This window comes from Methylobacterium sp. J-026 (assembly GCF_022829585.1).
In the GTDB taxonomy this organism is placed as follows: Bacteria; Pseudomonadota; Alphaproteobacteria; order Rhizobiales; family Beijerinckiaceae; genus Methylobacterium.
In genome coordinates, this window is sequence record NZ_JAKSYC010000156.1 from 13,210 (window position 1) to 38,442 (window position 25,233).

The window sequence follows — 25,233 nt, forward strand, 5'->3', positions numbered from 1 at the left end:
CCGGCGTTCGTCACCTCCGGCAATCGGCTTCTGCCTGCGCAGTCACAAGCGCTGCCTTAACGGACGATCCACGCGATGGGTTCAGGGCCGGGGCGCTTTGGCGCCGGATTGGGATAGACAGAACGCCGCACCTGGGCCGCGCGGGCCGGCGCGCCCGCGGCGGCGATCCGGGCCGGCCTCAGTGGAAATCCCGGCTCGGATACACCCGCCGGTCCGGGGGCGCGCCGAAATCCGTGGTCTCGGGCGGCAGCTTCATCCCGGCCGCGCGCAGGTCGCGCAGGAATTCGGTGAGATCGCGGAATCCCTCGGCCACCAGATGGACCACCCCCTCGGCTCGCTGCACCCGGCCGCGCACGGCGAGGAACCGGGCCTGCATGGCGGCCCGGCGGTTGGCCTCGAACACCGTCTTCCAGACGATCACGTTGGCGATGCCGGTCTCGTCCTCCAGGGTCAGGAAGACCACGCCCTTGGCGGTGCCCGGCCGCTGGCGGATCAGCACGAGGCCCGCCACCGTGACCCGGGCGCCCTGGGGCAGGGCCGGATCGAGATGGGCCCGGGCCGGGATCGCGCCGATCCGGGCGAGCCGGCCGCGGAAGAACGCGACCGGGTGCCCCTGCAGCGACAGGCCGGTGGCGGCGTAATCCTCGGCCACCGCCTCGGAGAGCGGCAGCGACGGCAGGTCCACCGCCGGCTCGTGCCGGAACAGGCCGTCATCGGCGTGCCAGGCGAACAGCGGCAGGGGCGCCTCCAGCAGGTGGCCGCGGCGCTCGGCGCCGTCGGCCTTGGCCGCCCTGCGGGCCGAGGTCCCCTCCAGGGTGCGCACCATCCACAGGGCGGCGCGCCGGTCGAGGCCGAGCGACCGGAACGCGTCGGCCTCGGCGAGCCGCTCCAGGGCGTTGCGGGGCAGGGCGAGGGCCGCCTGCAGGCCCTCGATGCTGGCATAGCCGTTGGCCCGCAACCGCACGAGCCGGTGCATGGCGGCCTCGGGCAGACCGCTCACCTGCCGCAGGCCGAGGCGCACCGCGTGCCGCTTCGGATCCCCGGCCGGCTCCAGGGTGCAGTCCCAGGCGCTGGCATTGACGCAGACACCCCGCACCTCGACCCCGTGGGCGCGGGCGTCGCGCACCAGCTGGGCCGGCTGGTAGAAGCCCATCGGCTGGGCGTTGAGGATCGCCGCCAGGAACACGTCCGGGTGCCGGCACTTCATCCAGGCCGAGGCATAGACCAGGAGCGCGAAGCTCGCCGCGTGGCTCTCCGGGAAGCCGTAGGTGGAGAAGCCCTTGATCTGCGCGAAGCAGCGCTCGGCGAACTCCGCCGGGTAGCCGCGGCGCGTCATCCCGCCCACGAATTTTTGCTCGAAGCCGCCGATCGAGCCGACATGGCGGAAGGTCGCCATCGCCCGGCGCAACCCGTCGGCCTCGGCCGGGGTGAAGCCGGCGGCCGTGATGGCGATCTGCATCGCGTGTTCCTGGAACAGCGGCACCCCATAGGTCTTGTGCAGCACCGTGTGCAGCTCGTCCGCCGGCCCGTGGTCCGGATGCGGGGCCGGATAGACCACCGGGTCGATCCCCGAGCGCCGCCGCAGGTAGGGATGGACCATGTCGCCCTGGATCGGGCCGGGGCGCACGATCGCGACCTGGACCACGAGGTCGTAAAATTCCTTCGGCTTGAGGCGCGGCAGCATCGACATCTGCGCCCGGCTCTCGACCTGGAACACGCCGACGGAATCGGCCTTCGCCAGCATCGCGTAGGTCTCGGGATCCTCCGGGGGCAGGTCGGCCAGGGTCTCGTAGAAGGCGCCGTGGTCCTTCTCCAAAAAATCGAGGCCGCGCTTGAGGCAGGTCAGCATGCCCAGCGCCAGCACGTCGACCTTCATCAGGCCGATCGCGTCGATGTCGTCCTTGTCCCACTCGATGAAGGTCCGGTCCGCCATGGCGCCGTTGCCCACCGGCACGGTCTCGTCGAGGCGGCCGCGGGTCAGGATGAAGCCGCCGACATGCTGCGACAGGTGGCGGGGGAAGCCGATCAGCTGGTGGGCGAGATCGAGCGCCTGCCGGAGCGCGGGGTTGTCGGGGTCGAGGCCGGCCTCGCGCACGTGCTTGTCCGGCACGTCCTTGCCCCAGGAGCCCCAGACCGTGTCGGCGATCGAAGCGGTCACGTCCTCGGTGAGGCCCAGAACCTTGCCGACCTCGCGGATCGCCATGCGCGGGCGATAGTGGATCACCGTGGCGCAGAGGGCGGCCCGCTCCCGGCCATAGCGGTCGTAGAGGTGCTGGATCACCTCCTCCCGGCGTTCGTGCTCGAAATCGACGTCGATGTCGGGGGGCTCGCCCCGGTTCTCCGAGATGAACCGGGCGAACAGCAGCCGGTGCTTGGACGGGTCCACGGCGGTGATGCCGAGGCAGAAGCACACGGCGGAATTGGCCGCCGAGCCGCGGCCCTGACAGAGGATGCCCTTGCCGCGGGCGAACTCGACCACGTCGAACAGAGTCAGGAAGTAGCGGGCATAGTCCAACTGGGCGATGAGCTGCAGTTCCTCGCGGAGCGTCGCCTCGACGGCGGCCGGGATGGTGCCGGCATAGCGCCAGCCCGCCCGCTCCCAGGTCTTCTCCTCCAGGTATGCCTGGGGCGTGCGCCCGGGGGGCACCGGCTCGTCGGGATACTCGTAGTGCAGCTGCGACAGGTGGAAGTCGCAGCTCTCGGCGATCTCCATCGTGCGGGCGAGCGCCTCCGGATGGTCGGCGAACAGCCGGGCCATCTCGGCGGGCGACTTCAGGTGGCGCTCGGCATTGGCCTCCAGCCGGTAGCCGGCCTCCCCGATCCGGCAGCGCTCACGGATGCAGGCCACCACGTCCTGGAGCGGGCGCCTGTCGGGATGGTGGTAGAGCGCGTCCGAGACCGCCACCATGGGCGCTCCGGAGCGTTCGCCCAGCTCGGCCAGCAGACCGAGCCGGCGGCGCTCATCGCCGCGCCTGGCGTGGCTCGCCCCGAGCCAGGTCCGGCCCGGGGCGGCCGCGGCCAGGGCTTCGAGCCGGCCCAAGAAACCGTCCGGGGGGCGCAGGCGCCGGCCCGGCGGGATAGCGATGAACATCTGTCCCTCGGCGGCCTCCAGCATCTCGGCGAAGGAGAACTGGCACGCCCCCTTGCGGCTGCGCCGGTTCCCTCGGGTGAGCAGCCGGCACAGGCGGCCCCAGGCCTGCCGGTCCGCGGGATAGGTCACGGCCTCGAACCCGTCCTCGGTGACGAGGCGCACCCCCGGCAGGATGCGGATCGTCAAACCCTCCGCCTTGAGGGCCTGCGCCGCCGCATGCGCCCGCACCACCCCGGCGACCGTGTTGCGGTCGGCGATCCCGAGGGCCGCGAACCCGTAGGCCGCCCCCTGCACGACGTATTCCTGCGGATGCGAGGCGCCGCGCAAAAACGAGAAATTCGTGGTGAGGGCGAGCTCGGCGTAGGCGGGATGGCTCACGCGAACACCCCGTGGACGAACCACGCGGCCGGGCGGCCGGGGGCGTGCGGCCCGTCGCGGTAGAGCCAGAGCCGCCGGCCGGCCTCGCACTCCACCCGGTAATAGTCCCGGGCCGCGCCGGGCGCGTGCCACCACTCGGCCGCGATCCGCTCCGGCCCCTCGGCATGGACGATCGCGTGGATCCGGGCGCGCCAGCGGAAGCGCCGGGGCGGTCCCTCGGGCACCGTGGACAGCACGTCGAGGGCGGCCTCGCCCCGGGGGAACAGCACCAGGGGCCGGGGCGGGCGGTGATCCGGCCAGGATGTCGGGGCGCGGGTCCAGGGGAGGGGCTGGGCGGCCCGCTCCGGGATGTGGCTCGCCCGCGCCCCGAGGCGCAGGAGCGGCCGGCCGAGGCGCTGCGCCAGGGCGTCCGCGAGGGCGTCGATGCCGTCGCCCTCGGGCGCCGCCCCGAGTTCCGTCTGGCGGGCCGACAGGGCGCCCGTCACCGTCACGGTGAGCGCCACGGTCTCGAAGCCGAAGCCGGCATCGAGGCCGGCGCCGAGGCGGTCGAGGCGCAGGGAGACCAGGGCGGCGACGCGCTCGGGGCAGCGCTCGGGCCAGGACAGGCCGAGATCGAGGACGCGCATCACCCCGTCGACCCGGTACAGCACGAGGCGCAGGGCGCAGGCGCCGAGCCCGTCCCGCTCCAGCCGGGGGGCGATCTCGGCCATCAGCAGCCGGGCGGTGACGACGATGTCCGATTGCCGGCCGATCGGGTCGAGGAAGCCCCGGGCGGCCCGATACGCGGCCTCCGCGGTGAGCGGCGCCAGGGGCTCGGGCCGGCGGCCCATCGCCTGGTCGAGGCGCAGCAGCAGCGCCTCGCCGAAGCGGCGGGCGAGCGGCCCCCGGGCCAGCGCGTCGATCTCGCCGACCCGGCGCAGGCCGAGCCGCCGCAGGCCCGAGACCGTGCCGGGATCGAGGCGCAGGGCCTCCACGGGCAGCGCCCGCAGAGGCTCCGCGGCCCCGCCGGGGGGTACGATCACCCGGTCGGAGGCCCCGTAGCGGGCCAGCGCGAAGGCGCCGCCGGGCGTGTCGGCGAGCGCGATCCGGGCGGGGATTTTTGACCGCGCCAGGCGCCCGGCGAGGTCGTCCACGAGGGGCCCCTCGCCGCCGCGCAAATGGCTCGCCCCGGCGACGTCGATATAGAACCCGTCCGCCGCCTCGGCCGGCCCGAACGGCGCCACCCCGGGGGCGTAGCCCTCCGCCCAGCGGCAGAGCCGTAGAAGGGCCGCCCGGTCGGAGTCGGGATCGGCGGGATGGACCTGGAGCGGCACGCCGATCCGCGCCCGGACCCGGCCCAGGGGCTCGCCGGGCCGCAGGCCCAGGGCGCGGGCCTCCGGGTCGAGGGCGAGGAACCGCAGGCCGCCGGCCCCCTCGGCCGCCACCGCGAGCGGGCCTTGATCAGGCGCGAGACCGGCCCGCCGCAGCCGCGTCACGGGCCAGTGGCTCAGGCAGACGCAGACGATGCGCGGCATGGTCCCACTCCAGAAGCCAGGCGCCGCCCCGCCCGTTGCGGCAGCGCTCGAGCCGCGCCCGCCAGCGCGGGTTGTCCAGGGTGCCGAACCGGTCCCGGGCGGCCGGGGCCGAGGCGATCCGCCAGCGGGTGGCGGCACCGTTGGGCAGCCCGGCCTCGGCGGGCCGCAGGATCACCAGGAGCGGCGGCGCGTCGCCTTCCCCCCCTTCGGCGGCGAGCTGCAGGCGCCGGCCCGGCTTCAGCGGCAGGCCGTCCGCGAGCAGACCGACGAGCGCCGGCAGGGCGCGGGCGTGGAGCGCCGCCTCCAGGGCGCGGAGCACCTCCGCGTCGCTGCCGGCCTCCAAGAGCAGCAGCCGGGCCGGATCGAGGCCGAGGCCGGCCAGGCCGTGACCGTGGGGCAGGGGCTGGTTCGGCGCGGCGGCGATCAGCGCCGCGCCCTCCGCGCGGGCGAGGTGGAGGGCGCAGAGCGCCAGGGCGAAGCCCAGGGCCGCGCTCGCATCCGCAGGCTCGGCCGGGGCGACCTCGTGCGGCGGCCCGAGGGCCAGCCCGCCGCCGGGCAGATGCGCGTCGACCGCCGTCAGGCCCAGCGGCAGGACCGGTCGCGGGGCCGCCGGGGCGCCGGGACCCGCCAGGCGCACCCGCAGGGCCGCCAGCTGCTCCCGGGGGCTGCCGGGAGCGGGATCCCGCCCGGTCTGGTTCGCAGGGTCCAGCCCCATCTGCGCGTGCTCCGATCATGCCGGACGATAGGAACATAACAGGAACACGTTCAAACCGTTTCCGCAGGGTCGCGGAATTGGACGCTGGTTCAGCGGCTTGGCCTGTGGATGGATGTGGACGCCTGTGGAATCGGCCGGGCCGCCCGCGACCAAAGCCACGGTTGACCGGGTCCGCGGCCCGGGACCACAAGTCGTGTGCCGCGCCAGACGCGGCCGACACGGTCCGAGCATGCGCCCAGCCCTCGCCTTGACGATCCTGCTCGCCCTCTCGGGGGCGGCCTTCGCGCAGCAGCCGCCGGATCCCGGCCCCGCCCCATCCTCCGAGGCGCCCCCGCGCCAGGCCAGGCCGCGGCCCCGGCACGCGCAGGCCCCGAGCCAGCCGATCATGGTCTACGACGCCCGGATCGAGGCTGGCGACCTGCGCATCTCGGGCTCGGTGCGCAAGCCGGGGGCGATCGTGGTCCTGGACGACGACATCTCGGTCCAGGCCGACCGGCGCGGGCGGTTCACCGTCCGGCTCCCCTATCGGCCCGCGACCTGCGTGGTGACGCTCAAGTCCGATCCGGACGAGCGCGAGGCGGTGGTGGCCAACTGCGCCCCCGAGGGACCGCCCGGCCCCCAGGGCGCCGCGGGCCCGCCCGGGATGACCGGTGCCAAGGGCGAGGCGGGCGACAAGGGTGAGACCGGCCCGCAGGGGGCTGTCGGACCCCGGGGCGAGGCCGGCCCCAACGGTCCGGTCGGCCCACAGGGCGCGCCGGGTCCGAAGGGCGATCCGGGCGCCCCGGGCCTTCAGGGTCCGCCGGGTCCCGGCGGTCAGGCGGGATCACCGGGCGGGGCAGGGCCCCGGGGCGAGGCCGGCGCGTCCGCCCTCCGGGCCGTGCGCAAGTCCGACTGCGCGGGCGGCTGCACCATCACCTGCCCATCGGAAGAAACGCTGGTCACGGCCCATTGCCTCAAGGCCGGCGCCCCGGTCTATGACGGGGAGGGCGCCGGCTGCCCGGCGGAGGCCGCGGGCATCGTCGGGTTCTGCGCGCGGCCGTGAGGCCGGCGCCTCAGCCACCGGCGCCGCGCAGCCAGTCGCGCAGCCCGGCGGCGGCGGCCCGGCCGCCCGCGAAGGCGCCCTGGAGCAGGTAGCCGCCGGTCGGGGCCTCCCAGTCGAGCATCTCCCCGGCCAGGAACAGGCCGGGATGGGCGCGCAGCATCGACCGCCCGTCGAGGGCGTCGAGCCGGACCCCGCCCGCCGTCGAGATCGCCCGGTCGATCGGCGCGGAGCCGGTGAGGGTGAGCGGCGCGGCCTTGATCAGCCCGGCGAGCGCCTCGGGCTCCGCGGGGAGCGCGGCCCCGGCGGCCTCGCGCAGCAGGCCCGCCGCCACGGGCGCGAGCCCCGCGGCCTTGCGCAGCCGGGTCGCGGCCGAGTCGCCGGGTCGGGCGCCGGCGAGGCGGCGGGCGAGGGCTTCCCGGGTCAGGTCGGGGCGCAGGTCCACGAGCAGCCGGGCGTGGCCCCGCGCCGCCACCGCCTCGCGCAGGGGACGCGACAGGGCGTAGACCGCCCCGCCCTCGATCCCGGCGGCGGTGATCACCGCCTCGCCCCGGACGGCTTTGCCGTCGCAGGCGAGCGCCACCCGCTTGAGCGGCGCCCCGGCGAAGCGCGCCCGGAACAGGGCGGACCACGCCACGGTGAAACCGGCATTGGCCGGGCGCAGGGGCTCCACCGCCACGCCGAGCCCTTCCAGCAGCGGCACCCAGCGCCCGTCCGAGCCGAGCCGCGGCCAGCTCGCCCCGCCGAGGGCCAGGAGGGCGGCCCGGGGGCGGGCCACGAGGGGGCCGTCCGGCGTCTCGAAATAGAGCTGCAGGTGCGGCGATCCCGCCCCGGAATCGGGATCTCCCGGGTCCGCGGAAGACAACTCCTCGGCGATCGCCGCGAGCCGGTGGCGGGTGCGGATCCGGACCCCGAGCCGGTCGAACCGCGCCAGCCAGGCCCGCAGCAGGGGCGAGGCCTTGAAACTCTGCGGAAAGACCCGCCCGCTCGAGCCGACGAAGGTCGGCTCGCCGAGTTCCGCGCACCAGTCCCGCAGGGCCTCCGGGGGGAAGGCCGCGATGGCGGCGTCCAGGTGGCCGGCCGGATGGTAGCGGGACAGGAACGCCCCCCGGGGCTCGCTGTGGGTGAGGTTGAGGCCGCCGCGCCCGGCGATCAGCAGCTTGCGGCCCACCGACGGCATCCGGTCGTACACCGTGACCGCGTGGCCAGCCTGCGCCAGCACCTCAGCCGCGGCCAGCCCGGCCGGTCCGCCGCCCACGATGGCCACCTCTCGGGCGATGTCATGGATGTCGTCGGGCATCCGCCTGGAGAGCGGCAGGCGGCGCGGGTCTGTCAAGATGGGGCCGCGGCCGGCCGGCCTTCCGGGGCCGGACCGTCTGGCTGGGGTGGCCGTGCGAGCCTGCCCCGATCTCCAGCGCGTCGTCCCGGATATCAGAACCGGGACGATGCGCTAGGTCTTTAAGTGCATCAACTTTTCCCGAAAGCCGGAAACCGCCTTTCGGGATGATGCTCTAAAGCAAGTCCGACAGTGCCGGCCAATGAACCCGCAGAATCATCCTGTCGTTTTCGATCGGGGCCTGCGACAGTTTCCGTTCAACAACATGGCCGCCCAAACGCGTATAGAACCGGAGGGCAGCCGCGTTGGCCTCGAAAACCCAGAGGTGCAGGCCATCGTCCGCCTGCCGAGAGGCAAGGGCGCGCGCCGCCGAGCGCAGCAGGGCCTCACCGATCTTCCTGCCCCGCATCTCCGGAAGGACGTGCAGGTTGTCCAGCAAGCTGCCCCAGCGCGGATCGCGATCACGGTGTGTCGCGGCGAAACCGACAAGGTTTCCATCGGCGGTCGCGGCGACGTCCACCAGGAAATTCGCGGACGGCGTGTCGAATTTCCCGAGCCAATGGGAGCGGCGATCGTCTTCGATAGGGCCGGCGAGAAAGACCGGATCGAGGAGTGAACGATAGGCGTCCCGCCAGCTAGCCACGTGGATCGCAGCGATGGTCAGCGCGTCGGTCGCCCGCGCGGCACGGTAGATGATGTCGGCCATCGTCGAGTTATGCGCCGGCCGTCGCGTGAGGCAAATCAGGGCCGATCCGGATCCGATGCCGGATGCAGCCCTTCGCTCCGGCGCCTGCCGTGCCCGGATACCTGGAGCGTGCCGGCACAGCTTTCACCCCGTCTCAGGCACAAGGCAGGTGACCGCGGGCCGCGTAGGATCCGGGGCTGCGCGTCGTTAACGCCCCTGTGGTTACGCGCTCGCTGGCGCCGAACCGGTGTCCAGTTTGGCAGCGAATGCCGTATCGCCCGCGCAACCGTGACGCTGCGACCTCGTTCCCGTCCAGCCGGCCGGTCCGGCGCGGACCAGAAAGAGGCTTCCAACCCGTGGCGCTCTCCACCACCGTCCCCGCGACCGAAGCGGACGCCGCCCCGTCCACGCCGGCCGCCTCCGCCGCGCAGGCCCGCCTCAGTCCCCTCGAGATCCGGGCGATCGTCTACGGCCTGATGACCGCGATGCTGCTCGCGGCCCTCGACCAGACCATCGTGGCCACCGCGATGCCGACCATCGGGCTGGCGCTGGGCGACGCCGCCAACCTCCCCTGGATCGTCACCGCCTACCTGCTGGCCTCCACGGCGGTGACCCCGCTCTACGGCAAGCTGTCCGACATCCACGGCCGGCGGATCATGCTGCTGATCGCCATCGCGACCTTCGTGCTCGGGTCGCTGGCCTGCGCGCTCGCGCCGACGATGGTGACGCTGGCGCTGGCAAGGGGCCTCCAGGGCATCGGCGGCGGCGGGCTGATCGCGCTGGCGCAGACCATCCTGGCCGACATCATGTCGCCCAAGGAGCGGGCGCGCTATCAGGTGGTGATCGCCGGCGTGTTCGTGGCGGCCTCGGTGGCCGGGCCGCTGCTCGGGGGCTTCTTCGCCGAGCACCTGCACTGGTCGCTGATCTTCTGGATCAACCTGCCGATCGGCTGCCTCGCCTTCGCGCTGACCAACGCCAACCTGAAGCGCCTGCCGCGCCACGACCGCCAGCACCGGCTGGACTGGCCCGGGGCCGCCCTGATGGTCTCCGGCTCCATCGCCCTGCTGCTGGCCCTGAGCTGGGGCGGCGTGCGCTACCCGTGGAGTTCCGCGCCGGTCCTCGGCCTCCTCGCCCTGGCCCTCCTGCTCGGCGGCGGCTTCGCGGCGCGGCTCGCCACGGCGGCCGAGCCGCTGATCCCCACCGAGGTGCTGCGGAACCAAGTGGTCTACAGCGCGACGCTGGCCGCCTGCTTCGCCATGGGCACCTTCATCGGGCTGACCATCTACGTGCCGATCTTCCTCGAAGGGGTGATCGGCCTCTCGGCGAGCGAATCCGGCCTGGCCCTGGTGCCGCTGATGGTCGGCACCGTCACGGGCGCGACGCTGTCGGGCCGGTCGATGATCTATTTCCGGCACTACAAGCGCGTGCCGCTCGCCATGATGAGCCTCAGCATCGCCTGCTGCGCCGTCATCGCGTGGCAGGGGCGGGCGCTGCCCTTCTGGCTGATGGAGCTGCTGTTCGCGCTGCTCTCCATGGGGATCGGGACGATCTTGCCGCTCTCCACCATCGCGATCCAGAACGCGGTGACGCGCCACCAGCTCGGCATCGCCACGGCGTCGATGAATTTTTTTCGGTCCCTCGGCGGAGCCCTGATCGTGGCGGCCTTCGGCACGATCGTGCTGGGCGGCGTCGCGGGTGCGCCCGGGGGCCACGACGTGGAGAGCCTGATCCGCGGGGCCGACCCGGCCCGCCTCGCCCTGACGTTCCGCTTCGTGTTCGTGGCCGCCTGCCTCGGGCTCCTGGCGGCCTTCGCGTTCCTGGCGCTGATGGAGGAGCGGCCGCTCGGCGAGCGCTCTTCGCCGACGATGGACGGCGGGCCGGCCGCGGGCGGGCATCCGGAGGGCGACGCGGCCGAGCCGATCGGGCCTCCCCACCGCCAGGATGGCGTCGGGCCGTAGCCGGCGCATCGTTCCGAACGGCGGGTGCCGGCCCCCGGGACAGAGACGACGCGCTTGCATCGCGCGCCGCGCGACGGCAGCGAGGCAGAGACCACGAGCTTGACTGTACCGCCTATCGCGGATGCATTATGGTGCGCCCTCGCCTGCGATGATCGCTCCTGCATCGCCGCTTCCATCATCGATGTCGGCCACTTGCCGTATCGGCGCCGGTGATCGATCGGGACGGCATGGTCTGCGATCCCGCGGCCGCCGATGTCAGGCCCCGTATTGTCTAGGTTCAAGAGCGCATGATGACCGGCCGATCTCCCCCTGATACAGGCACGTTGCTGACCAGCTTCGTCGCGGATCAGATGCGGCCGTGGCAGGATGCCTCCTTCGACATCGTCGACCTGAATGATCGCCTGAAACGATTGAACACTTCTCCGTCCATCGGCCTGTTCCAAGCAACGGACGATACCGTCAGCCTTCTCGACAAGCCCGCGGACGTATTCGTATATCCTAGTTACGTATCGAGATTTCACTGCTACCTGAGGCTATTGATCGAAACGTTCCGCGCCTTTCCCACGCGGCGAGACATGCTGATCGCGGTCGACATCCAGGATGAGGCGCCGGACCATGAAGGGCTTCCCGTCTTCTCGTTTCAGAAGTTGGCCGGCCAGCGCAACCTGCTCCTACCCGATGTCGACCTCATCGCCCTCGACTATCTCGGGGCGGCTCCGCAAGACCACCGCGCCTACGCGGACAAGACGCCGGTGGCCACCTTCTGCGGATCGACCACGGGCGGCGGTCACATCACGGCGGACGCGGTGTGCGGGGCCCGCTTCCCCCGATTGCGCGCAGCGCGGTTCTTCGCCGATCGCCCCGAGGTCGACTTCAGGCTGACCTCGGTCGTGCAATGCGATCCGGACGCCGATGCCCTGATGCGCGCCGAAGGTTTCGGCACCGGCCCCCTCGACTGGGACTTTACCTACCGCGGCAAGTTCGCGCTGTCCCTCGACGGCAATGGAGCGGCCTGCTCCAGGCCGGCGATCATATTGAAGAGCAACTGCGTGCTGATGAAATACAGGAGCAATTGCCTGCTGCATTACTCCAGCGGCCTGATCGACGGCCGCAACATGTTGGACATCACCAGCGAGGAACAGGTCATCGCGATCGTCCGGGAGGAGCGGCGGTCCCCGGGTCTATACGCGCCCATCGCGGCGGCCGGGTCGCACTTCGCCGAGAACGTGCTTTGCAAGGGGGCGGCTCTCAACTACACCGGCGCCCTGCTGAAGGCGTATGCCGACAGAGTTCGATAGGCTCTCGACAAGTCCAGGCTTGCGGACATCCTGCACAGCATTCGACGCCGGCCGAATCGATGGCGCGACGGGGAACGATAGACCATGGCACAGATAACGGACTCCCCTTATACTGGCCTGCTCTACCAGGACTTCATCGCACGGCTCGTCCTCGAGCGGGAAGCACGGACCTACCTGGAAATCGGTGTCCAAAACGGGATCAATCTGTCCAAGATCTCCGTCCCCTCCGCTTTCGGCGTCGATCCTGGGTTCGCCTTGACGGTCGATCCGACGGCGGGGAAGGAGTCGTTGCGCCTCTATCGGATGACGAGCGATCGGTTTTTCCGCGATCACGCCGACGAAGTCCGGTCCGCCGGACCGTTGGATTTCGCATTCCTGGACGGCATGCATCTGTTCGAATACCTGCTTCGGGACGTGTACAACACCGAGCGGTTGTCCGGCCGCTCCGGCTTGATCACCATCCACGACTGCCTGCCGTTCGACGGCGAGATGATCGAACGGCAGAACAATACACCGGGGCGGACGCCCGGTCCGTGGGCGGCGGCCTGGACGGGTGATGTCTGGAAGATCATCCCCATCATCCAGAAATACCGTCCGGATCTCAGGGTGATCCTCGTCGATTGCGCCCCGACCGGATTGGTCTGCCTCACCAACCTCGATCCGTCCTCGACCGTCCTGGAGGATCGCTATCTCGACATCGTCGCGGAGTTTCACGCGATGCCCAACGACCGGGCGGCGCTGGAGGCCTTCTTCGACAGCCAGCAGATCGTCTCGGCCGAAGCCGTGGTGGCCAATTTCGGCCACTCGCTCCCGTTCCGGATCTAGATCCGCCCCCCGATCGCGGGCGGCGCCAGATCCGCGATGCGACGGGCTCGCTGACGCCGAACCGGTCTCCACCTCGGCGGGGCGCGCTCCACCCGGCCGTCAGCCGCCGCGCCTGCCCTTGATTCGCCCGGATCACCGCTTACCTCGGCCCCATCGGCTGCGGGCCCCTCTGGCGGGCGCTTCTCAGCGCCCGTGATGTCGGAGCCGATGCTTTCCATTCGGAATCAGCATCAGGTCCCGCGCATGATGGACGTCCTTACCGTCGTATGGCTCGGCAAGCCGTTGTGGATGTGGCTCGGCTTCCACGTCCTGATCGCCTGCCTGCTCGCCTTCGACCTCGGCCTCCTGCACCGGGACAAGGAGCACGAGATCGGCGTCCGGGAGAGCCTCCTGCTCACCGGCTTCTACCTCGCCCTGGGTCTCGCCTTCGGCGGCTGGGTCTGGTGGTATCTCGGCTCCCAGGCGGGCGAGGAATACGTCACCGGCCTCGTGGTCGAGAAGTCGCTGTCGATGGACAACGTCTTCGTCATCGCCATGATCCTCACGGCTCTCGGCGTCCCGCGCGCCGCCCAGCACCGGGTCCTGCTCTGGGGCATCCTGGCCGCCGTGCTGCTGCGCGGCCTGATGATCGGGCTCGGCGCCGCCCTGGTGCATCAGGTGCACTGGGTGCTCTCGCTCTTCGCCGCCTTCCTGATCTACGCCGGGCTGAAGATCCTGCTCTCGGGCGAGGAACAGGCGGGTGACTTCCAGAACAGCGCCGTCGTGCGCTGGTTCAAGACGACCTTCCGGGTCACGCCCGACCTGCACGGCCAGCGCTTCGCGGTGCGCAGGACCGACCCGAAGACCGGCCGCAGGGCCCTGTGGTTCACGCCGCTGGCGCTCGCCCTGGTGCTGGTCAACGGCGCCGACGTGATCTTCGCCGTCGACAGCGTGCCGGCGATCTTCGCGATCACCACCGACACCTTCGTGGTCTACACCTCCAACATCTTCGCGATCTTGGGGCTGCGCGCCCTCTACTTCGCGCTGGCCGCGATGGTCGACCGCTTCGCCTATCTCAAGACCGCGCTCGCCTTCATCCTGATCTTCATCGGCGCCAAGATCGTGGTCGCCGACACGTTCGGCCTCGTGGCGGTCCCGCCTTGGGTCTCCCTCGTGGTGACGCTGGCGCTGCTGGCGGCGGGCGTCGGCTACAGCCTGTGGCGGACCCGCGGCGAGGACAAGGCGCAGCGGGACACGGGCCAGCCCGAGCGTGAGGCCCGGGCACACGGGGCGTAGGGCTCCCCGGCTTCGCCGTGCGCGCCGCGATCCGGGAAACGGGAGCGGGGCCCGGCGCCGACCCCGGACGATTCGCCGACGATGCCTGCGCATCCCCCGGGCCAGGCGCGATCCTGCGCGGGTCGATGCCCCGGCCGTCCGGGTTCTATTTCGAATCGTTGTAGGAGGCGATCGAGGCGAAATCGACCATCGCCCAGCCATCACGGCTGCGGCTGAACTGCGCCTTCGCAACCTCCGTTCTGCCCATCTGCATAAACTGGAATTCGCAGTTGAAGACCTTGTCATCCGTTACGGCATCGCACCGGCGGACCTTGAAATCATGAAAGGCCGGCGACGTTCGCTCGTTGAAAGGAGCCATGGATCGAAATGCCTTCTCGATCTCTTCGCTGGTCAAGCCCGACTTTCCGCATCCGCCAAGACAGAAGAGAAGCGCGAAGGCCATGGATGATATTGGCTTATTCATGTCCGCCAGCTCATAGGCAGGGTAGCGGCCGTCGTGGATCCGCTCACGGATGCCAGTATGGAAAACAATCTGAACAGCACCTGTCTGCAAGACATGAATGCTTGAAAAAATAGATTTTTACTTTCAGTTCAATTCACAGACACACGTGTCTATCTGAAGTAGACTCGGGTATCGCAGCCATCGGTGCTGCGGCGGCGCGAAACATCTCCCTCCGCGCGGGTCGGCGTTTTACCCCGACGCCCCGCCAAAACGGGAAAAACGCTCTGGACATGCGTCAGCCGAGGGCCGCGATCAGGTCGCGCAGGGTGGTGATGGTCGAGGCATCGGCCACGCCGTCGACCCGCGCCTGCCGGAAGTGGCGCTGGAACGCGGTGACCACCGCGTGCGTGCGTGCGTCGAACACCCCGGAAACCGGCAGGTCGTAGCCGTAGAGGGCGAACATCGCCTGCAGCGCCTCCACGGGCTGGCCGACATCGCCCTGGGCGAAGAACCGTCCGTCCCGGAGGCGTGCCGGCGGCACGAAATGGCCGATCCCCGCCGCCGCGAGGCTGTCCCACGGAAACGTCTCGCCGGGATCCTCCTTGCGCTCGGGGGCGATGTCGGAATGGGCGAGCACCCGCTCCGGCGGGATCGGCCAGCGGCCGAGGATGTCTCGGCCCAGCGCGATCACCGCGGCGACCTGCGCCTCCGGGTAGGGCGGCAGCCCGCCGGCATGGCCCGGATGGACGATCTCGATCCCGATCGAGCGGGAATTGAGGTCGGTCTCGCCCTTCCAGGCGCCCGCGCCCGCGTGCCAGGCCCGGCGCGCCTCCGGCACCATCTGGACGAGGCCGCCATCCTCGAAGACGAGGTAATGCGCCGAGACCTCGCTCAGCGGGTCGCGCAGCCGCGCCAGGGCGGCGGCGGCGCTGTCCATGCCGGTATAGTGCAGGACCAGCGTGTCGAGGCGCCCGCCCCGGCGCGCGCCGTGGTTCGGCGAGGGGGCGACCCGGCGGGCGAGGGGGCTGTCCGGGGTGAGGCTCACCGCACCCCGCGCTCCTGCGCGATCCGGTCGTAGGCGGCGTTGATGGCGGCCAGCCGCCGGGTGGCGATCGCCACCGCCTCGGCGGGCAGGCCCCGGGCCAGCGCCCGGTCGGGATGGTGCTCGGCGACCAGCGCCCGGTGGCGGGCCTTCAGGGCCGCCACGTCGGCGTCCCGGTCGAGCCCGAGGACCGCGTAGGGGTCGTCCGGCAGCCGCACGTGCCGGGCGGCGATCCGCTGGAACGCGGCCTCGTCGAAGCCGAAGATGCCCGAGACGGCGCGCAGGTAGCGCTCCTCCGCCTCGTGGAGCGCCCCGTCGGCGCCGGCGATCTGGAACAGACCGTCGAGCACGTCCTCGAGCAGGGCCGGCTCGTCGCCGAAGGTCGCGGCGAGCTGGCGCGCATAGGCCTCGAAACCGTTCGTCGTCTTCTTGGCGAGGTCGAACAGGCGCTCGACCCCAGGCCGCGCCGCCGCGTCCACCCGCACGACCCGGCCGAAGGCCTCGACCTCGGAGGGCAGCACCACGCCGTCGGACTTGGCCATCTTGGCGGCCAGCGCCACCAAGCCGGTGGTGAACACCACGTCCCGGGGCGTCCGGCCGAAGGGCGCGCCGACCCGGTCGAGCAGGAAATGGCCGGCGACGCCGCCGACCAGCGCCCCGAGGGGACCGCCGATCGCGAGGCCGAGGCCGGCGCCTCCGATCTTGCCCCAGACGCCCTGGGACTCGGCCGCCGCATTCATGGCCAGACCGGTTCCGGGGCGATTCGTGGACTCGGTGCGATCATCGCGAGGGGCTTTGCGTCCGGCACCGGGACGCCCCGGCCGAGGGCCGGGATAGCCGCTCCTCAAGCCCCGCGGAAGGGCCGGGACGCGCCCGGCCCGCCCCCGTCTCAGCGGCAGTAGACGTTGCCGTAGGCGTCCCGGTAGGTGCCGTAGGGGCAGGCGGGCGCGGTCGAGGCGCCCACGATGGCGCCGCCGGCGCCGCCGATCGCCGCACCGGCGAGGGCACCGCCCGCGCGGCCCGTGGCGGCCGCGCCGATCGCCGCGCCGGTGAGCGCACCGAGGCCGGCACCGCCCAGCGCCCGGTCCTCGGGGGTGTTGCAGGCGCCGAGCGAGAGGGCGGCGATGGTGGCGAGGGCGGCGGCAGTCAGCTTCTTCATGGTCCCCAGAACTCCCTTGGCATCCGGTCCGGCCGTTGGCCGTGATCGTGGCGGATCGCGCCGAGCTTAGCAGGAATGCTAATGGCGAGCCTACGGCTAAGGTTCCATCGGCCCGGGACCGGAGTTGCGCCCGGTTCCGGTCTCGCCCTATGCCTCGGCCCCGAGGGGCACCCCGGCCGGGGTGCAGCAGGTCTTGTCCGAGGGTCCCATGCCGACAGCCACCACGATCGTCCGCCGGGCCGCGGTGCGCCCCGACCGCGTCGCCGACACGGTGAGCCTCGACCACGCGGGCCGGGCCGCGCTCCCGGGAACCCTGGTCGCCGAGGGGGGCCTCGGCTTCGCGGTGGCGCTGACCAAGGCCGCGACCCTCGATGACGGCGACGCGCTGCGCCTCGACGACGGCCGGCTCGTGGCGGTGCGGGCCGCCGCGGAGGATCTGTTCGCCGTGCGCGCCGAGAACCCGGCCCGGCTGATGCGCCTGGCCTGGCAGCTCGGCAGCAGCCACGTCCCCGCCGAGATCGCCGCGGAGGCGCTCTACATCCCGGCCAGTGCCGCCACGGCCGAGCTGGTGCGCGGCCAGGGCTGCCTCGCGAGCCTGGTCTCGCGGGCCTTCCGGCCCGAGAACGCGGCCCACGACCACAGCACCTGCGGCCACGATCACGGGCAGGGGCACGATCACGGGCACGACCATCACGACCATCACGGTCCCGAGCACGGCCATGGGCATGCCCACACGCACGGCCACGATCACGGCCCTGACCACGCCGGAGGCCATGCGCATGACCACGGGCATGCGCATTCCGAGCAGGACCATGCGCATGACCACGGGCATGCGCATGACCACGGGCATGCGCATCCCGAGCAGGGCCACGTGCACGGCCCGGGCTGCGGCCACGACCATTAGAGCCGCGACCGATCGCGTTGCGACAGGGAACGGCTGAAGGCCTGGATGTGACGTGCGCGCGCCGCCGAACCGGTCTCTGACGTCGGCGGCGACCGCTCCAGGGCCTGAACTCAATCAGCGTGGCCGTGATAACGTCTGAGAAGGGTGGGTTTTCGCCGGTCCGCTTCCGGGCGACAATCGAAGAGATCAGGCATCGCCGTCGCACCCGGTCGCGACCCTCTGCGGACCCACAGACCGGCTCAGAAGCCGTTCAAGGGACCGACAGCATGTCGGGCAAACCCGCAAGATCGTCCAGCTTGGCGTGCGGCGGCCAGTCCGGGTTCAGCGGCTCGCCGACCCGGTCGATCCACACGGACCGGATGCCGAGTTCGTGGCAGACCTTGAGGTCGGTGAACTGCCCCATGCCGACGTGCACGGTCTCCTCCTTGGTCACGCCCAAGGTGGCGTAGGCGTGCAGGAAGAGCCGGTGGTCGGGCTTGTAGGCGCGAGCCTGCTCGGCGGTAACGACGAAGTCGATCGGCACCCCGATCGCCGCGACGGTGCCGGCGATCAGGTCGTCGTGCGTGTTGCTGATGACCGCGAGCCGGTAGCGTGTGCGCAAGCGATCGAGCGCGGCCGGGACGTCGGGGTGCGGCTCGATCCGGCCCAGGGTCGATAGCAGCATCTCCTCGTCCTCGGGCTTCGCCGTATGACCGGCCTCGGCGAGGGTCACGGCGAGGGCAGACCGCAGGACGGACTTGTAGTCGCAGTAGGGCGGGCGCTGCTGCCGCTCCACGGCGGCGCTGCGCAGCCGGTCAGCCAGAGCGACCGATTGATCTTGCGCGTCAGGCTCCGTGAGGCGTTTGGCCAGGATCGCGCGGGCCGCAGACCGGACAGCGTCATGCCACCGGACCAGAGTCCCGTAGCAATCGAAGGTAATCACCTTCGGCACAGGTTGCAGTTGCAGCATGATCGGTCCCACCGGGCGGTCCTGCGCGAACTATCCCTGCCCGCAACGTCCGATGTCCACCTCTGAGGCGAGGTTGCCGGACGGCCCACGCAGGGCCGCTCATGGCAAGCGCCCGTGGAGACCCAAGCGGCCAGGTTGGGTCGAAGGCAGCCGCCGCACGCTCAAGCCGATCGAGTCCCCTCCCGAGAGGCGTGACCGGAGCGGATGACACTTCGGCGCGAGGCGATGCCGAGAAGCCGGCGGCCCGAAACGGCCCCGATCGATCCGATCGGGTGCCGTTGTCTTTTCAGGCCCCTCACGCCGAAGGACCGTCGCCCGCGCCGTATAAGTCTCGGCGTTAAAGCTAAAAGACCGGCTCACCATAAATCTACCGACAATCCAGGCGGAAATTCCATTTTCTGGCAGGCAATTTTTCCTCAAAATTTTGGAGCAATCCGCTAATTATTGGCCAATAGACTTCACTTTTGACTGTTGCCGACCTGCTACAGAACGTTCCGAACGGATCGTTTACCTCGGACGACACATCCTGTCCTTGGAACAATCCGGCATGCGCAAGATCCTCACCTCCATGGCTGCCCTCGCAGCGTTGACCGCGACCGCCTCGGCCGCCGATCTGCCCCGCCGCGCCCTTCAGCCGGTGCCGGCTCCGCTGCCGGTCTTCACCTGGACGGGCGCCTATTTCGGCATCAACGCCGGTTACATCACCTCGACCCAGGACACCGCGTACACCGCGGGTACCCTGGTCAGCCGCAGGGTGATTTTCCCGAGCTCCTACACGAGCACGATCCCGCTCCCGCGGGACGGCTTCACGGGCGGCGGGCAGGTCGGCTACAATTATCAGGTCACGCCAGGCTCCGGTTTCGTCGTCGGCGTCGAAGCCGATGCGGCCTACACCGATCTGAAGCGCACCCGGAGCTTCCAGAGCAAGGTCATCGGCAACAACACCTACAGCCAGTCCGGCGACTACCTCGGGACCGTGCGCGGCCGCCTCGGCTATGCCGTCGACCGGACCCTGTTCTACGCGACCGGCGGCTTCGCCTATGCCAATCAGATCTACCGCGGCAGCCTCTTCCAGTTCGCGGGGCTGCCGCCGGTCTTCTTCGGCACCCGTTCGCGCACCGAGACCGGCTACGCGGTCGGCGGCGGCGTCGAGTACGCCCTCCCCACCGACTCGTTCCTGAACGTCTTCCACTCCAACGCGGTGACGGTGAAGGCCGAGGCGCTCTATTACGACCTCGGCAGCCGCACGGTCCCGCTCCTGCCAATCATCGGGAATTTCGGCTCCTTCGCCACGCGGTTCCGGAACGAGGGCGTGCTCGGGCGCGTCGGTCTGAACTACAAGTTCGGCTCTTACTGAGACCCGGCCGCCAGCCACCCCGCCGCGCCCTCCGGCACGGCGGGGACCCGTCCGGTCATGGCGGACCTGCGGGCCACCTCGGCCCCGCCGCACCGTCCCTCGACCTGAGCATCCCCGGCCCGATCAGACCGGCCGTTCGCGCAGCGGAGCGGCCCTAGAGTCTCTCCCGGGAGGTCTCACATCGTAGGGGGCGGCCCCGGGCGTCCCGATGACCGCCTCGACCAGCCCACGGATCCCGATCCATGGTCGGGATCCGTCAGGTTCGGCGGACGGCCGCCGCCGCGCGGGCGGAGTGCGATGAATCGGGCTCATCGCAATCCGGTGTCAGGCCTGGACGGCGTGCTCCAGCTCCGCCTTCGACATCCGCGACCGGCCGGGGACGTTCTGCGCCCGGGCCTTGCGCATCAGCTCGGCCTTCGTGGTCCCCGCCGTCTTGCCGCTTGCCTTGCCGGCCGCCTTGCCGGTCTTGCGCGCCGCGGCGGCCTTCTCGGCCGCGGCCTTGGGCTGCTTCGAGAACTGCTTGCCCTTGGCGGTATCGGCCCGCTTCTTGTCCGTGCTGGCGTCGTACTCCGCGTCGCTCAGGGTCTCGCGGGCCTTCTTGGGCAGATAGCGCTCGCCGGTCTTGCCGCTCGCCTTGCCCGACTTCGTATCCCACTCCTCGTCGGTCCATTGCTTGAGGTGGTTGTCATCCGCCTTCTTGCCCGCGTAGCCGCCGCCTTCCTTCTTGTATTCGGCCGTCGCCATCTGCGCCTTGCGCGCCGACCACTGACCGGGCTTGCCGCCCTTCTCCGACTTGGTGACATCCTTCTTGACCTTCTCCCACAGCTTGGGATCGGTCTTCTTGGCGGTTCCCGACATCGTCGTGTCTCCGAATAAAGATTTGGCAGACAACACCAGGCCCGCGGCTCCGTTCCGGCGGCGCGGCGCGCGGACCTGACGCGCCCCGCTTTATCCCCGGCTATGTCGGCCGGCCCGACGGATCGGGGGCTATCGACGGGCGTCGCGCCCGACCGGCACCGAGAGCCGATTCCGCCCTGTAGAGCCGCCCGGGACGTCCAATCGCTTGTTTCCGGACGATTACGGCCAAGGTCAGCCGCTATTCAGGCGCGATGACCGATCTGCCTCGCCCTCGTGCCGGGCTGGCCCGGCGCGAGCCCGAACAGAAGGTCTGATCATGATGCACGTGAAGATGCTCGCGGCCGCCGCGGCCGTCATCGGCGGCCTCGGCCTCGCCTCCGCCGGCGCGGCGCCCCTGATGCCCGTCGGGACCGATACGATCGCCGGTCCCCCGGCGGTCGGCACCGTCGCCTTCGGCTGCGGCCCCGGCTGGGCGCCCGGCCCCTATGGCCGCTGCCGGCCGATCTACCGCCGGCCGCGCTTCTACGGCCCGCGCTGCTTCTTCCGCCCGACGCCCTTCGGGCCGCGGCGCGTCTGCCGCTACTGAGGCGATCGCGCGGCGCGCCCGGTTCCGCCGAACCCTGGCGGCCCCCGCGTGTCGACCCGAAGGACAGGCGACCGCGCCCAGGGAACGGCCGCCTGTCCTGTCGTCCTGTGATCCCGGGACACGGCCGGATCCCCGGGTCATCGCGGACGCGGTCGACGCGGCGTCGCGCGGCCGGCGTTGCCCGAGGGTGGTTTCGGCCCGTGGGTGGTTTCGGCCCGCGGGCGACCGTCAGAATGGAGGATGCGAAGACGGGGCGAGACGGCGACGCTGCGTGGGCGGATTACGGATGACCCGTGATCGATCGACCCGACGGAGGCTGGATCATGATCGTCGCGTTCTTGAAGTCTATCCGGAGCCGGCGTGCCGCGGCGCGCAATATGCGCGTCCTGTCGGCGCTCGACGACGCGGCGCTCCACGATATCGGCCTCGACCGGCGGACGCTCCGCGCCTTCTGCGAGAACGGCTGCGCGCATGCCCCCGCGCCGTCGAGCCGGCCGGAGCCGCGCCGCGCGGGTGCGATGCCCCGCGGGCTCGGGATCGCCTTCCGCTGAGTCCCGGCCCGGATGGACCGCCCCGGGCCTCAGATCTCGATGCAGATCTTGCCGAAATGGCGGTTGCTCTCCTGGTGGCGGAAGGCCGCCACGAGATCGTCCAGCGGGTAGCGGCGGTCGATCACCGGCCGCAGCCCGCAGGCCTCGATCCCGCGGATCATCTCGATCTGGTGGCGCCGGCTGCCGACCAGCACGCCCTGCAGGCGGATCTGTTTCAGGAGAGCCGGCACCAGCGGCAGCTCCCCCGCCAGGCCCGAGAGGATACCGATCACCGAGACGTGGCCGGCGACCCGCACGGCGGCCATGGACTGCTCCAGCGTCGCCGGGCCGCCGACATCGAGCACGTGGTCGACGCCGCGCCCGCCGGTCAGCCGCCGGGCGGTCTCGCCCCAGGCCGGGTCAGCGCGGTAGTTGATCCCGTGGTCGGCGCCGAGTTCGCGCAGGCGTTCCAGCTTCGCGTCGCTGGAGGAGGTGGCGATCACCGTGGCGCCCGCCGCCTTGGCGAATTGCAGGGCGAACAGCGACACGCCGCCGGTGCCCTGTACGAGGACCACGTCGCCGCCCTTGAGGCCGGCATCGGCGTGGAGCGCCCGCCACGCGGTCAGGGCGGCGGTGGTCAGCGTCGCCGCTTCGGCGTGGTCCCAGCCCCGCGGGGCGTGCGTGAAGGCGGTCGCCGGCGCCGTCACCCGCGCGCGGGCGTAGCCGTCGACCCCGTCGCCCGGCACGGTGGCAAAGCCCTCGACCCGCGGCGTGCCCTCGGTCCAGGTCGGGAAGAACGTGCTGACGACCCGGTCGCCCACGGCGAAGGCGTCGGTGCCGGGGCCCAGGGCCTCGACCTCGCCGGCCCCGTCGGACATTGGGACGCGGGGCTCGCTCGGCCCCCACAGGCCGCTGACCACGGCGTAGTCGTGATAGTTGAGCGAGCTGGCCCGCAGGCGGACGGTGATCTCGCCGGGGCCGGGTTCCGGGACCGGCCGCTCGCCGAACCCCACCCGGTCGAAGCCGCCCCCCGGCTGGACGATCACGGCCCGCGATACCGATCCGATCATGGCGCACCCTTGGCTGCGGGCGGCCGCGGCCGCCCGGGAGGCCGATGGTGGCAGGCCGCGGGGGCCGCGTCGAGCCGTGTCGGGGGATCGGCGGCTTCGCCGGCCGGCCGCCGCCCTCAGGCGCGGATGCCGACCAGGAAGCGATCCATCTCGGCCGAGAGCCCCTCGGACTGACGCAGCAGGGCCGTGGCGGCCGTGAGCACCTGATCGGCCGCGCCCCCCGTCCGCTCCGAGGCCTGGGCCACCCCGGCGATGGTGCCGGTCACCTCCGCGGCACCCTGCGTCGCCTGGGCGACGGCGCGCACGATCTCCCGGGTCGCCGTGCCCTGCTCGTCCACGGCCGCCGCGATCGCGGTCACCACGCCGTTGATCTCGCGGATCCGGTCGATGATCGTACCGATCGCGCCGACCGCCGCACCGGTCACGCCCTGGATCCGGCCGATCTGCGCGGTGATCCCGTCGGTCGCCCGGGCAGATTTCTCGGCGAGCGCCTTCACCTCGCCCGCCACCACCGCGAAGCCCCGGCCGGCCTCCCCGGCCCGCGCCGCCTCGATGGTGGCGTTGAGCGCCAGCAGGTTGGTCTGCGCGGCGATGGACGCGATCAGCCGCACCACGTCGCCGACCTCCCGGGCCGCCGTCTGCAGCTCGGACACGAGGCCGGCGGTCTGGTCGGCCTCGCCGACCGCCTGGTGCGCGAGGCTCGACGCGTCGCCCGCCTGGCGGCCGATCTCCTGGATGGACTGGCCGAGTTCCTCGGTCGAGACCGCGACGGTGGTGATGTTGGCCGCCGCCTCCTCGGCGGCGCTCGCCACCGCCCCGGACTGGCTGGCCGTCTCCTGGGCGGTCAGGCTCATCTGGTGGGCCGTGTTCTGGAGCGCCCCCGCGGAGGACGAGACACGGTCCGCGATCTTGGCCACCGCCTCCTCGAAGGTCCGGGCCAGATCCAACCGGCCGCGCCGGCGCTCGGCGGCGGCGGCGGCCTCCGCCTGCTGCCTGCGCTCGGCCTCCGCGGCGGCGTTGCGGGCGACCATGGCCTTGATCTCCTCGACCGCGCGACCGACGATCCCGATCTCGTCGCCGCGCCGCGCCTCCGGGATCGCGGCCCCGATATCCCCCCGCGCCATGCGCTGCAGCGCGGCGACGAGGCGGTAGAGGGGCCGCGCCACGCCGAGGATGACGATCGCCGCAGAGAGGCCCAGGGCGACGAGCAGCCCCCCCAGGGCGGACCCGATCAGGACCATCCGGGCCTGCGCGGTCTCCCGCTGCGACGCGATCTTCGCCTCGCCGAGACGGGCTGCCGCCTGCGCCTCGTAAGCCTCCGCCGCCGCGTTGAACCGCGCCCGGATCTCACGGCCCGCGACGACGCCGACCTGGATCGCCGCGGCCCTGTCGTTCCCGAGGGCGAGAGCGTTGGACCGGTCGAGCAGATCGAAATAGTCGCGCGCGATGGTGCCGAGGTTGCGCTGCATGTCCCGGATCTCCTTGCGCCGCGAACCCGCGGCGAGCGTCTCGAGATTGTCGGCCACGGCCTTGACGGCCGCATCGTATTGTTTCCTGAAGGCCGGACGGTCGATCTCCGGCTGGCCGATGACGATGTTGCGGTTCATGAGGGTCGCGTCGACGAATTTCTCGCGGACCTGCGCGAACATTTCCAGACGCGAAAAATAATAATCGACCATATAATTGCTTCTCTGCTCCATAAGATGGAGCGCATTCATCGAATAAATTACGATAAACGTGCTGGTGCAGACCATGATCAAGATGGGTACGGATATTTTGACGAGCAATCCGGCGTTCTGCAGGATGCGCATGCTTCTCTCTCTCCCACGTGCTCTCGTCGCGACGGTACCATGACAGGGCCTCGAAATCTCCCGACGTTTGCACTGCATGTTTTGAAATCGTCGTGGATTCATCGATCGTTTTATAAATCAATAGCTGAATAAGACAGCACTCAATTTTGACGCCTGTCTTCTGATCTCAAGAAATCCGATTGTGCTTTGCCAGGACCGAAATGGCCTTCGCGTTCGGGGCCGGCATCCCGAGAGGCGATCGCCGACGCTCAGGATGACGCGCATCGGACGCTTCGTGCCTCATCCCGGGGCCGGGATTCACCGGATGGATCGGGATTCCGCCCTGGTCGCTCGCGGGGGAGGGGACGCCCCGGGGCGATGCCGGAACGGTCCGGTGTCACGACCGTGCCGCCAGGGGCGGTCGCGCGCTTC

At 71.2% G+C, this 25,233-nt stretch carries 22 protein-coding genes; 9 read left to right on the plus strand and 13 right to left on the minus strand.

Annotated features, from left to right (window positions below; genetic code table 11):
• Positions 1 to 178 precede the first annotated feature (178 nt).
• Genes MKK69_RS14285 through MKK69_RS14295 form a run of 3 tightly spaced genes read right to left on the minus strand, consistent with a single transcriptional unit; the run spans position 179 to position 5,698 of the window.
• The gene (locus MKK69_RS14285; protein ID WP_243968713.1) at positions 179 to 3,469 is read right to left on the minus strand and encodes an error-prone DNA polymerase; all 3,291 of its coding nucleotides are present in this window, start codon (positions 3,467 to 3,469) and stop codon (positions 179 to 181) included.
• Positions 3,466 to 4,983, minus strand: a complete 1,518-nt coding sequence (locus MKK69_RS14290) for a DNA polymerase Y family protein (RefSeq protein ID WP_243968715.1) — start codon at positions 4,981 to 4,983, stop codon at positions 3,466 to 3,468. Before MKK69_RS14290 ends, MKK69_RS14285 begins: the two co-directional genes overlap by 4 nt.
• Positions 4,910 to 5,698: an ImuA family protein gene (locus tag MKK69_RS14295; RefSeq protein ID WP_243968717.1), complete on the minus strand. Its 789-nt coding sequence runs from the start codon at positions 5,696 to 5,698 to the stop codon at positions 4,910 to 4,912. Before MKK69_RS14295 ends, MKK69_RS14290 begins: the two co-directional genes overlap by 74 nt.
• Before the next feature lie 229 nt (positions 5,699 to 5,927).
• Here MKK69_RS14295 and MKK69_RS14300 point away from each other — a divergent pair, with 229 nt between their 5' ends.
• Positions 5,928 to 6,740: a collagen-like protein gene (locus tag MKK69_RS14300; protein WP_243968719.1), complete on the plus strand. Its 813-nt coding sequence runs from the start codon at positions 5,928 to 5,930 to the stop codon at positions 6,738 to 6,740.
• Positions 6,741 to 6,750: 10 nt separating this feature from the next.
• On the opposite strand, the gene MKK69_RS14305 is transcribed toward MKK69_RS14300, so the two are convergent.
• Positions 6,751 to 8,037, minus strand: coding sequence for a TIGR03862 family flavoprotein (locus MKK69_RS14305; protein ID WP_243968721.1), 1,287 nt, complete (start codon positions 8,035 to 8,037; stop codon positions 6,751 to 6,753).
• A gap of 211 nt (positions 8,038 to 8,248) precedes the next feature.
• Entirely contained in the window at positions 8,249 to 8,779 is a 531-nt protein-coding gene (locus tag MKK69_RS14310; protein WP_243968723.1) for a GNAT family N-acetyltransferase, read from the minus strand.
• A 431-nt stretch (positions 8,780 to 9,210) separates the two neighbouring features.
• Between MKK69_RS14310 and MKK69_RS14315 the strand changes: the two genes are divergently transcribed.
• The 4 genes from MKK69_RS14315 (at position 9,211) to MKK69_RS14330 (ending at position 14,114) form a co-directional block, all read left to right on the plus strand.
• Positions 9,211 to 10,716: an MDR family MFS transporter gene (locus MKK69_RS14315; RefSeq protein WP_243968857.1), complete on the plus strand. Its 1,506-nt coding sequence runs from the start codon at positions 9,211 to 9,213 to the stop codon at positions 10,714 to 10,716.
• Between the two features lie 323 nt (positions 10,717 to 11,039).
• Positions 11,040 to 12,014 (plus strand): hypothetical protein, encoded by a 975-nt coding sequence (locus MKK69_RS14320; protein WP_243968724.1) that lies wholly within the window; start codon positions 11,040 to 11,042, stop codon positions 12,012 to 12,014.
• 84 nt (positions 12,015 to 12,098) lie between these two features.
• On the plus strand, positions 12,099 to 12,839 hold the full coding sequence (locus tag MKK69_RS14325) for a class I SAM-dependent methyltransferase (RefSeq protein WP_243968726.1): 741 nt from the start codon (positions 12,099 to 12,101) through the stop codon (positions 12,837 to 12,839).
• 243 nt (positions 12,840 to 13,082) lie between these two features.
• Positions 13,083 to 14,114, plus strand: a complete 1,032-nt coding sequence (locus tag MKK69_RS14330; RefSeq protein ID WP_243968728.1) for a TerC family protein — start codon at positions 13,083 to 13,085, stop codon at positions 14,112 to 14,114.
• A 145-nt stretch (positions 14,115 to 14,259) separates the two neighbouring features.
• Here MKK69_RS14330 and MKK69_RS14335 read toward each other — a convergent pair whose 3' ends face one another.
• The 4 genes from MKK69_RS14335 to MKK69_RS14350 all read right to left on the minus strand — a co-directional run bounded on the left by MKK69_RS14335 (position 14,260) and on the right by MKK69_RS14350 (position 16,757).
• The gene (locus tag MKK69_RS14335; RefSeq protein WP_243968730.1) at positions 14,260 to 14,667 is read right to left on the minus strand and encodes a hypothetical protein; all 408 of its coding nucleotides are present in this window, start codon (positions 14,665 to 14,667) and stop codon (positions 14,260 to 14,262) included.
• 184 nt (positions 14,668 to 14,851) lie between these two features.
• On the minus strand, positions 14,852 to 15,601 hold the full coding sequence (locus tag MKK69_RS14340; RefSeq protein WP_243968732.1) for an N-acetylmuramoyl-L-alanine amidase: 750 nt from the start codon (positions 15,599 to 15,601) through the stop codon (positions 14,852 to 14,854).
• Positions 15,598 to 16,338 (minus strand): TerB family tellurite resistance protein, encoded by a 741-nt coding sequence (locus tag MKK69_RS14345; RefSeq protein WP_243968734.1) that lies wholly within the window; start codon positions 16,336 to 16,338, stop codon positions 15,598 to 15,600. Before MKK69_RS14345 ends, MKK69_RS14340 begins: the two co-directional genes overlap by 4 nt.
• A 149-nt stretch (positions 16,339 to 16,487) precedes the next feature.
• The gene (locus MKK69_RS14350) at positions 16,488 to 16,757 is read right to left on the minus strand and encodes a hypothetical protein (protein ID WP_243968736.1); all 270 of its coding nucleotides are present in this window, start codon (positions 16,755 to 16,757) and stop codon (positions 16,488 to 16,490) included.
• Between the two features lie 208 nt (positions 16,758 to 16,965).
• On the opposite strand from MKK69_RS14350, the gene MKK69_RS14355 reads away from it, so the two are divergent.
• Complete coding sequence (locus tag MKK69_RS14355; protein WP_243968738.1) at positions 16,966 to 17,661, plus strand: urease accessory protein UreE; 696 nt, start codon at positions 16,966 to 16,968, stop codon at positions 17,659 to 17,661.
• A gap of 250 nt (positions 17,662 to 17,911) precedes the next feature.
• Here the strand turns inward: MKK69_RS14355 and MKK69_RS14360 are convergent, their stop codons facing one another.
• Positions 17,912 to 18,610 (minus strand): haloacid dehalogenase type II, encoded by a 699-nt coding sequence (locus MKK69_RS14360; RefSeq protein ID WP_243968740.1) that lies wholly within the window; start codon positions 18,608 to 18,610, stop codon positions 17,912 to 17,914.
• 547 nt (positions 18,611 to 19,157) lie between these two features.
• On the opposite strand from MKK69_RS14360, the gene MKK69_RS14365 reads away from it, so the two are divergent.
• Entirely contained in the window at positions 19,158 to 19,967 is an 810-nt protein-coding gene (locus MKK69_RS14365; RefSeq protein WP_243968742.1) for an outer membrane protein, read from the plus strand.
• A gap of 324 nt (positions 19,968 to 20,291) precedes the next feature.
• Here the strand turns inward: MKK69_RS14365 and MKK69_RS14370 are convergent, their stop codons facing one another.
• Complete coding sequence (locus tag MKK69_RS14370) at positions 20,292 to 20,825, minus strand: hypothetical protein (protein WP_243968744.1); 534 nt, start codon at positions 20,823 to 20,825, stop codon at positions 20,292 to 20,294.
• 316 nt (positions 20,826 to 21,141) lie between these two features.
• Here MKK69_RS14370 and MKK69_RS14375 point away from each other — a divergent pair, with 316 nt between their 5' ends.
• Complete coding sequence (locus MKK69_RS14375) at positions 21,142 to 21,411, plus strand: GCG_CRPN prefix-to-repeats domain-containing protein (protein ID WP_243968746.1); 270 nt, start codon at positions 21,142 to 21,144, stop codon at positions 21,409 to 21,411.
• A gap of 323 nt (positions 21,412 to 21,734) precedes the next feature.
• Entirely contained in the window at positions 21,735 to 21,962 is a 228-nt protein-coding gene (locus MKK69_RS14380; protein WP_243968748.1) for a DUF1127 domain-containing protein, read from the plus strand.
• A gap of 29 nt (positions 21,963 to 21,991) precedes the next feature.
• Here MKK69_RS14380 and MKK69_RS14385 read toward each other — a convergent pair whose 3' ends face one another.
• Positions 21,992 to 23,011: a zinc-dependent alcohol dehydrogenase family protein gene (locus MKK69_RS14385; RefSeq protein WP_243968750.1), complete on the minus strand. Its 1,020-nt coding sequence runs from the start codon at positions 23,009 to 23,011 to the stop codon at positions 21,992 to 21,994.
• Between the two features lie 116 nt (positions 23,012 to 23,127).
• On the minus strand, positions 23,128 to 24,822 hold the full coding sequence (locus tag MKK69_RS14390) for a methyl-accepting chemotaxis protein (RefSeq protein WP_409564814.1): 1,695 nt from the start codon (positions 24,820 to 24,822) through the stop codon (positions 23,128 to 23,130).
• Positions 24,823 to 25,233: the final 411 nt, after the last annotated feature.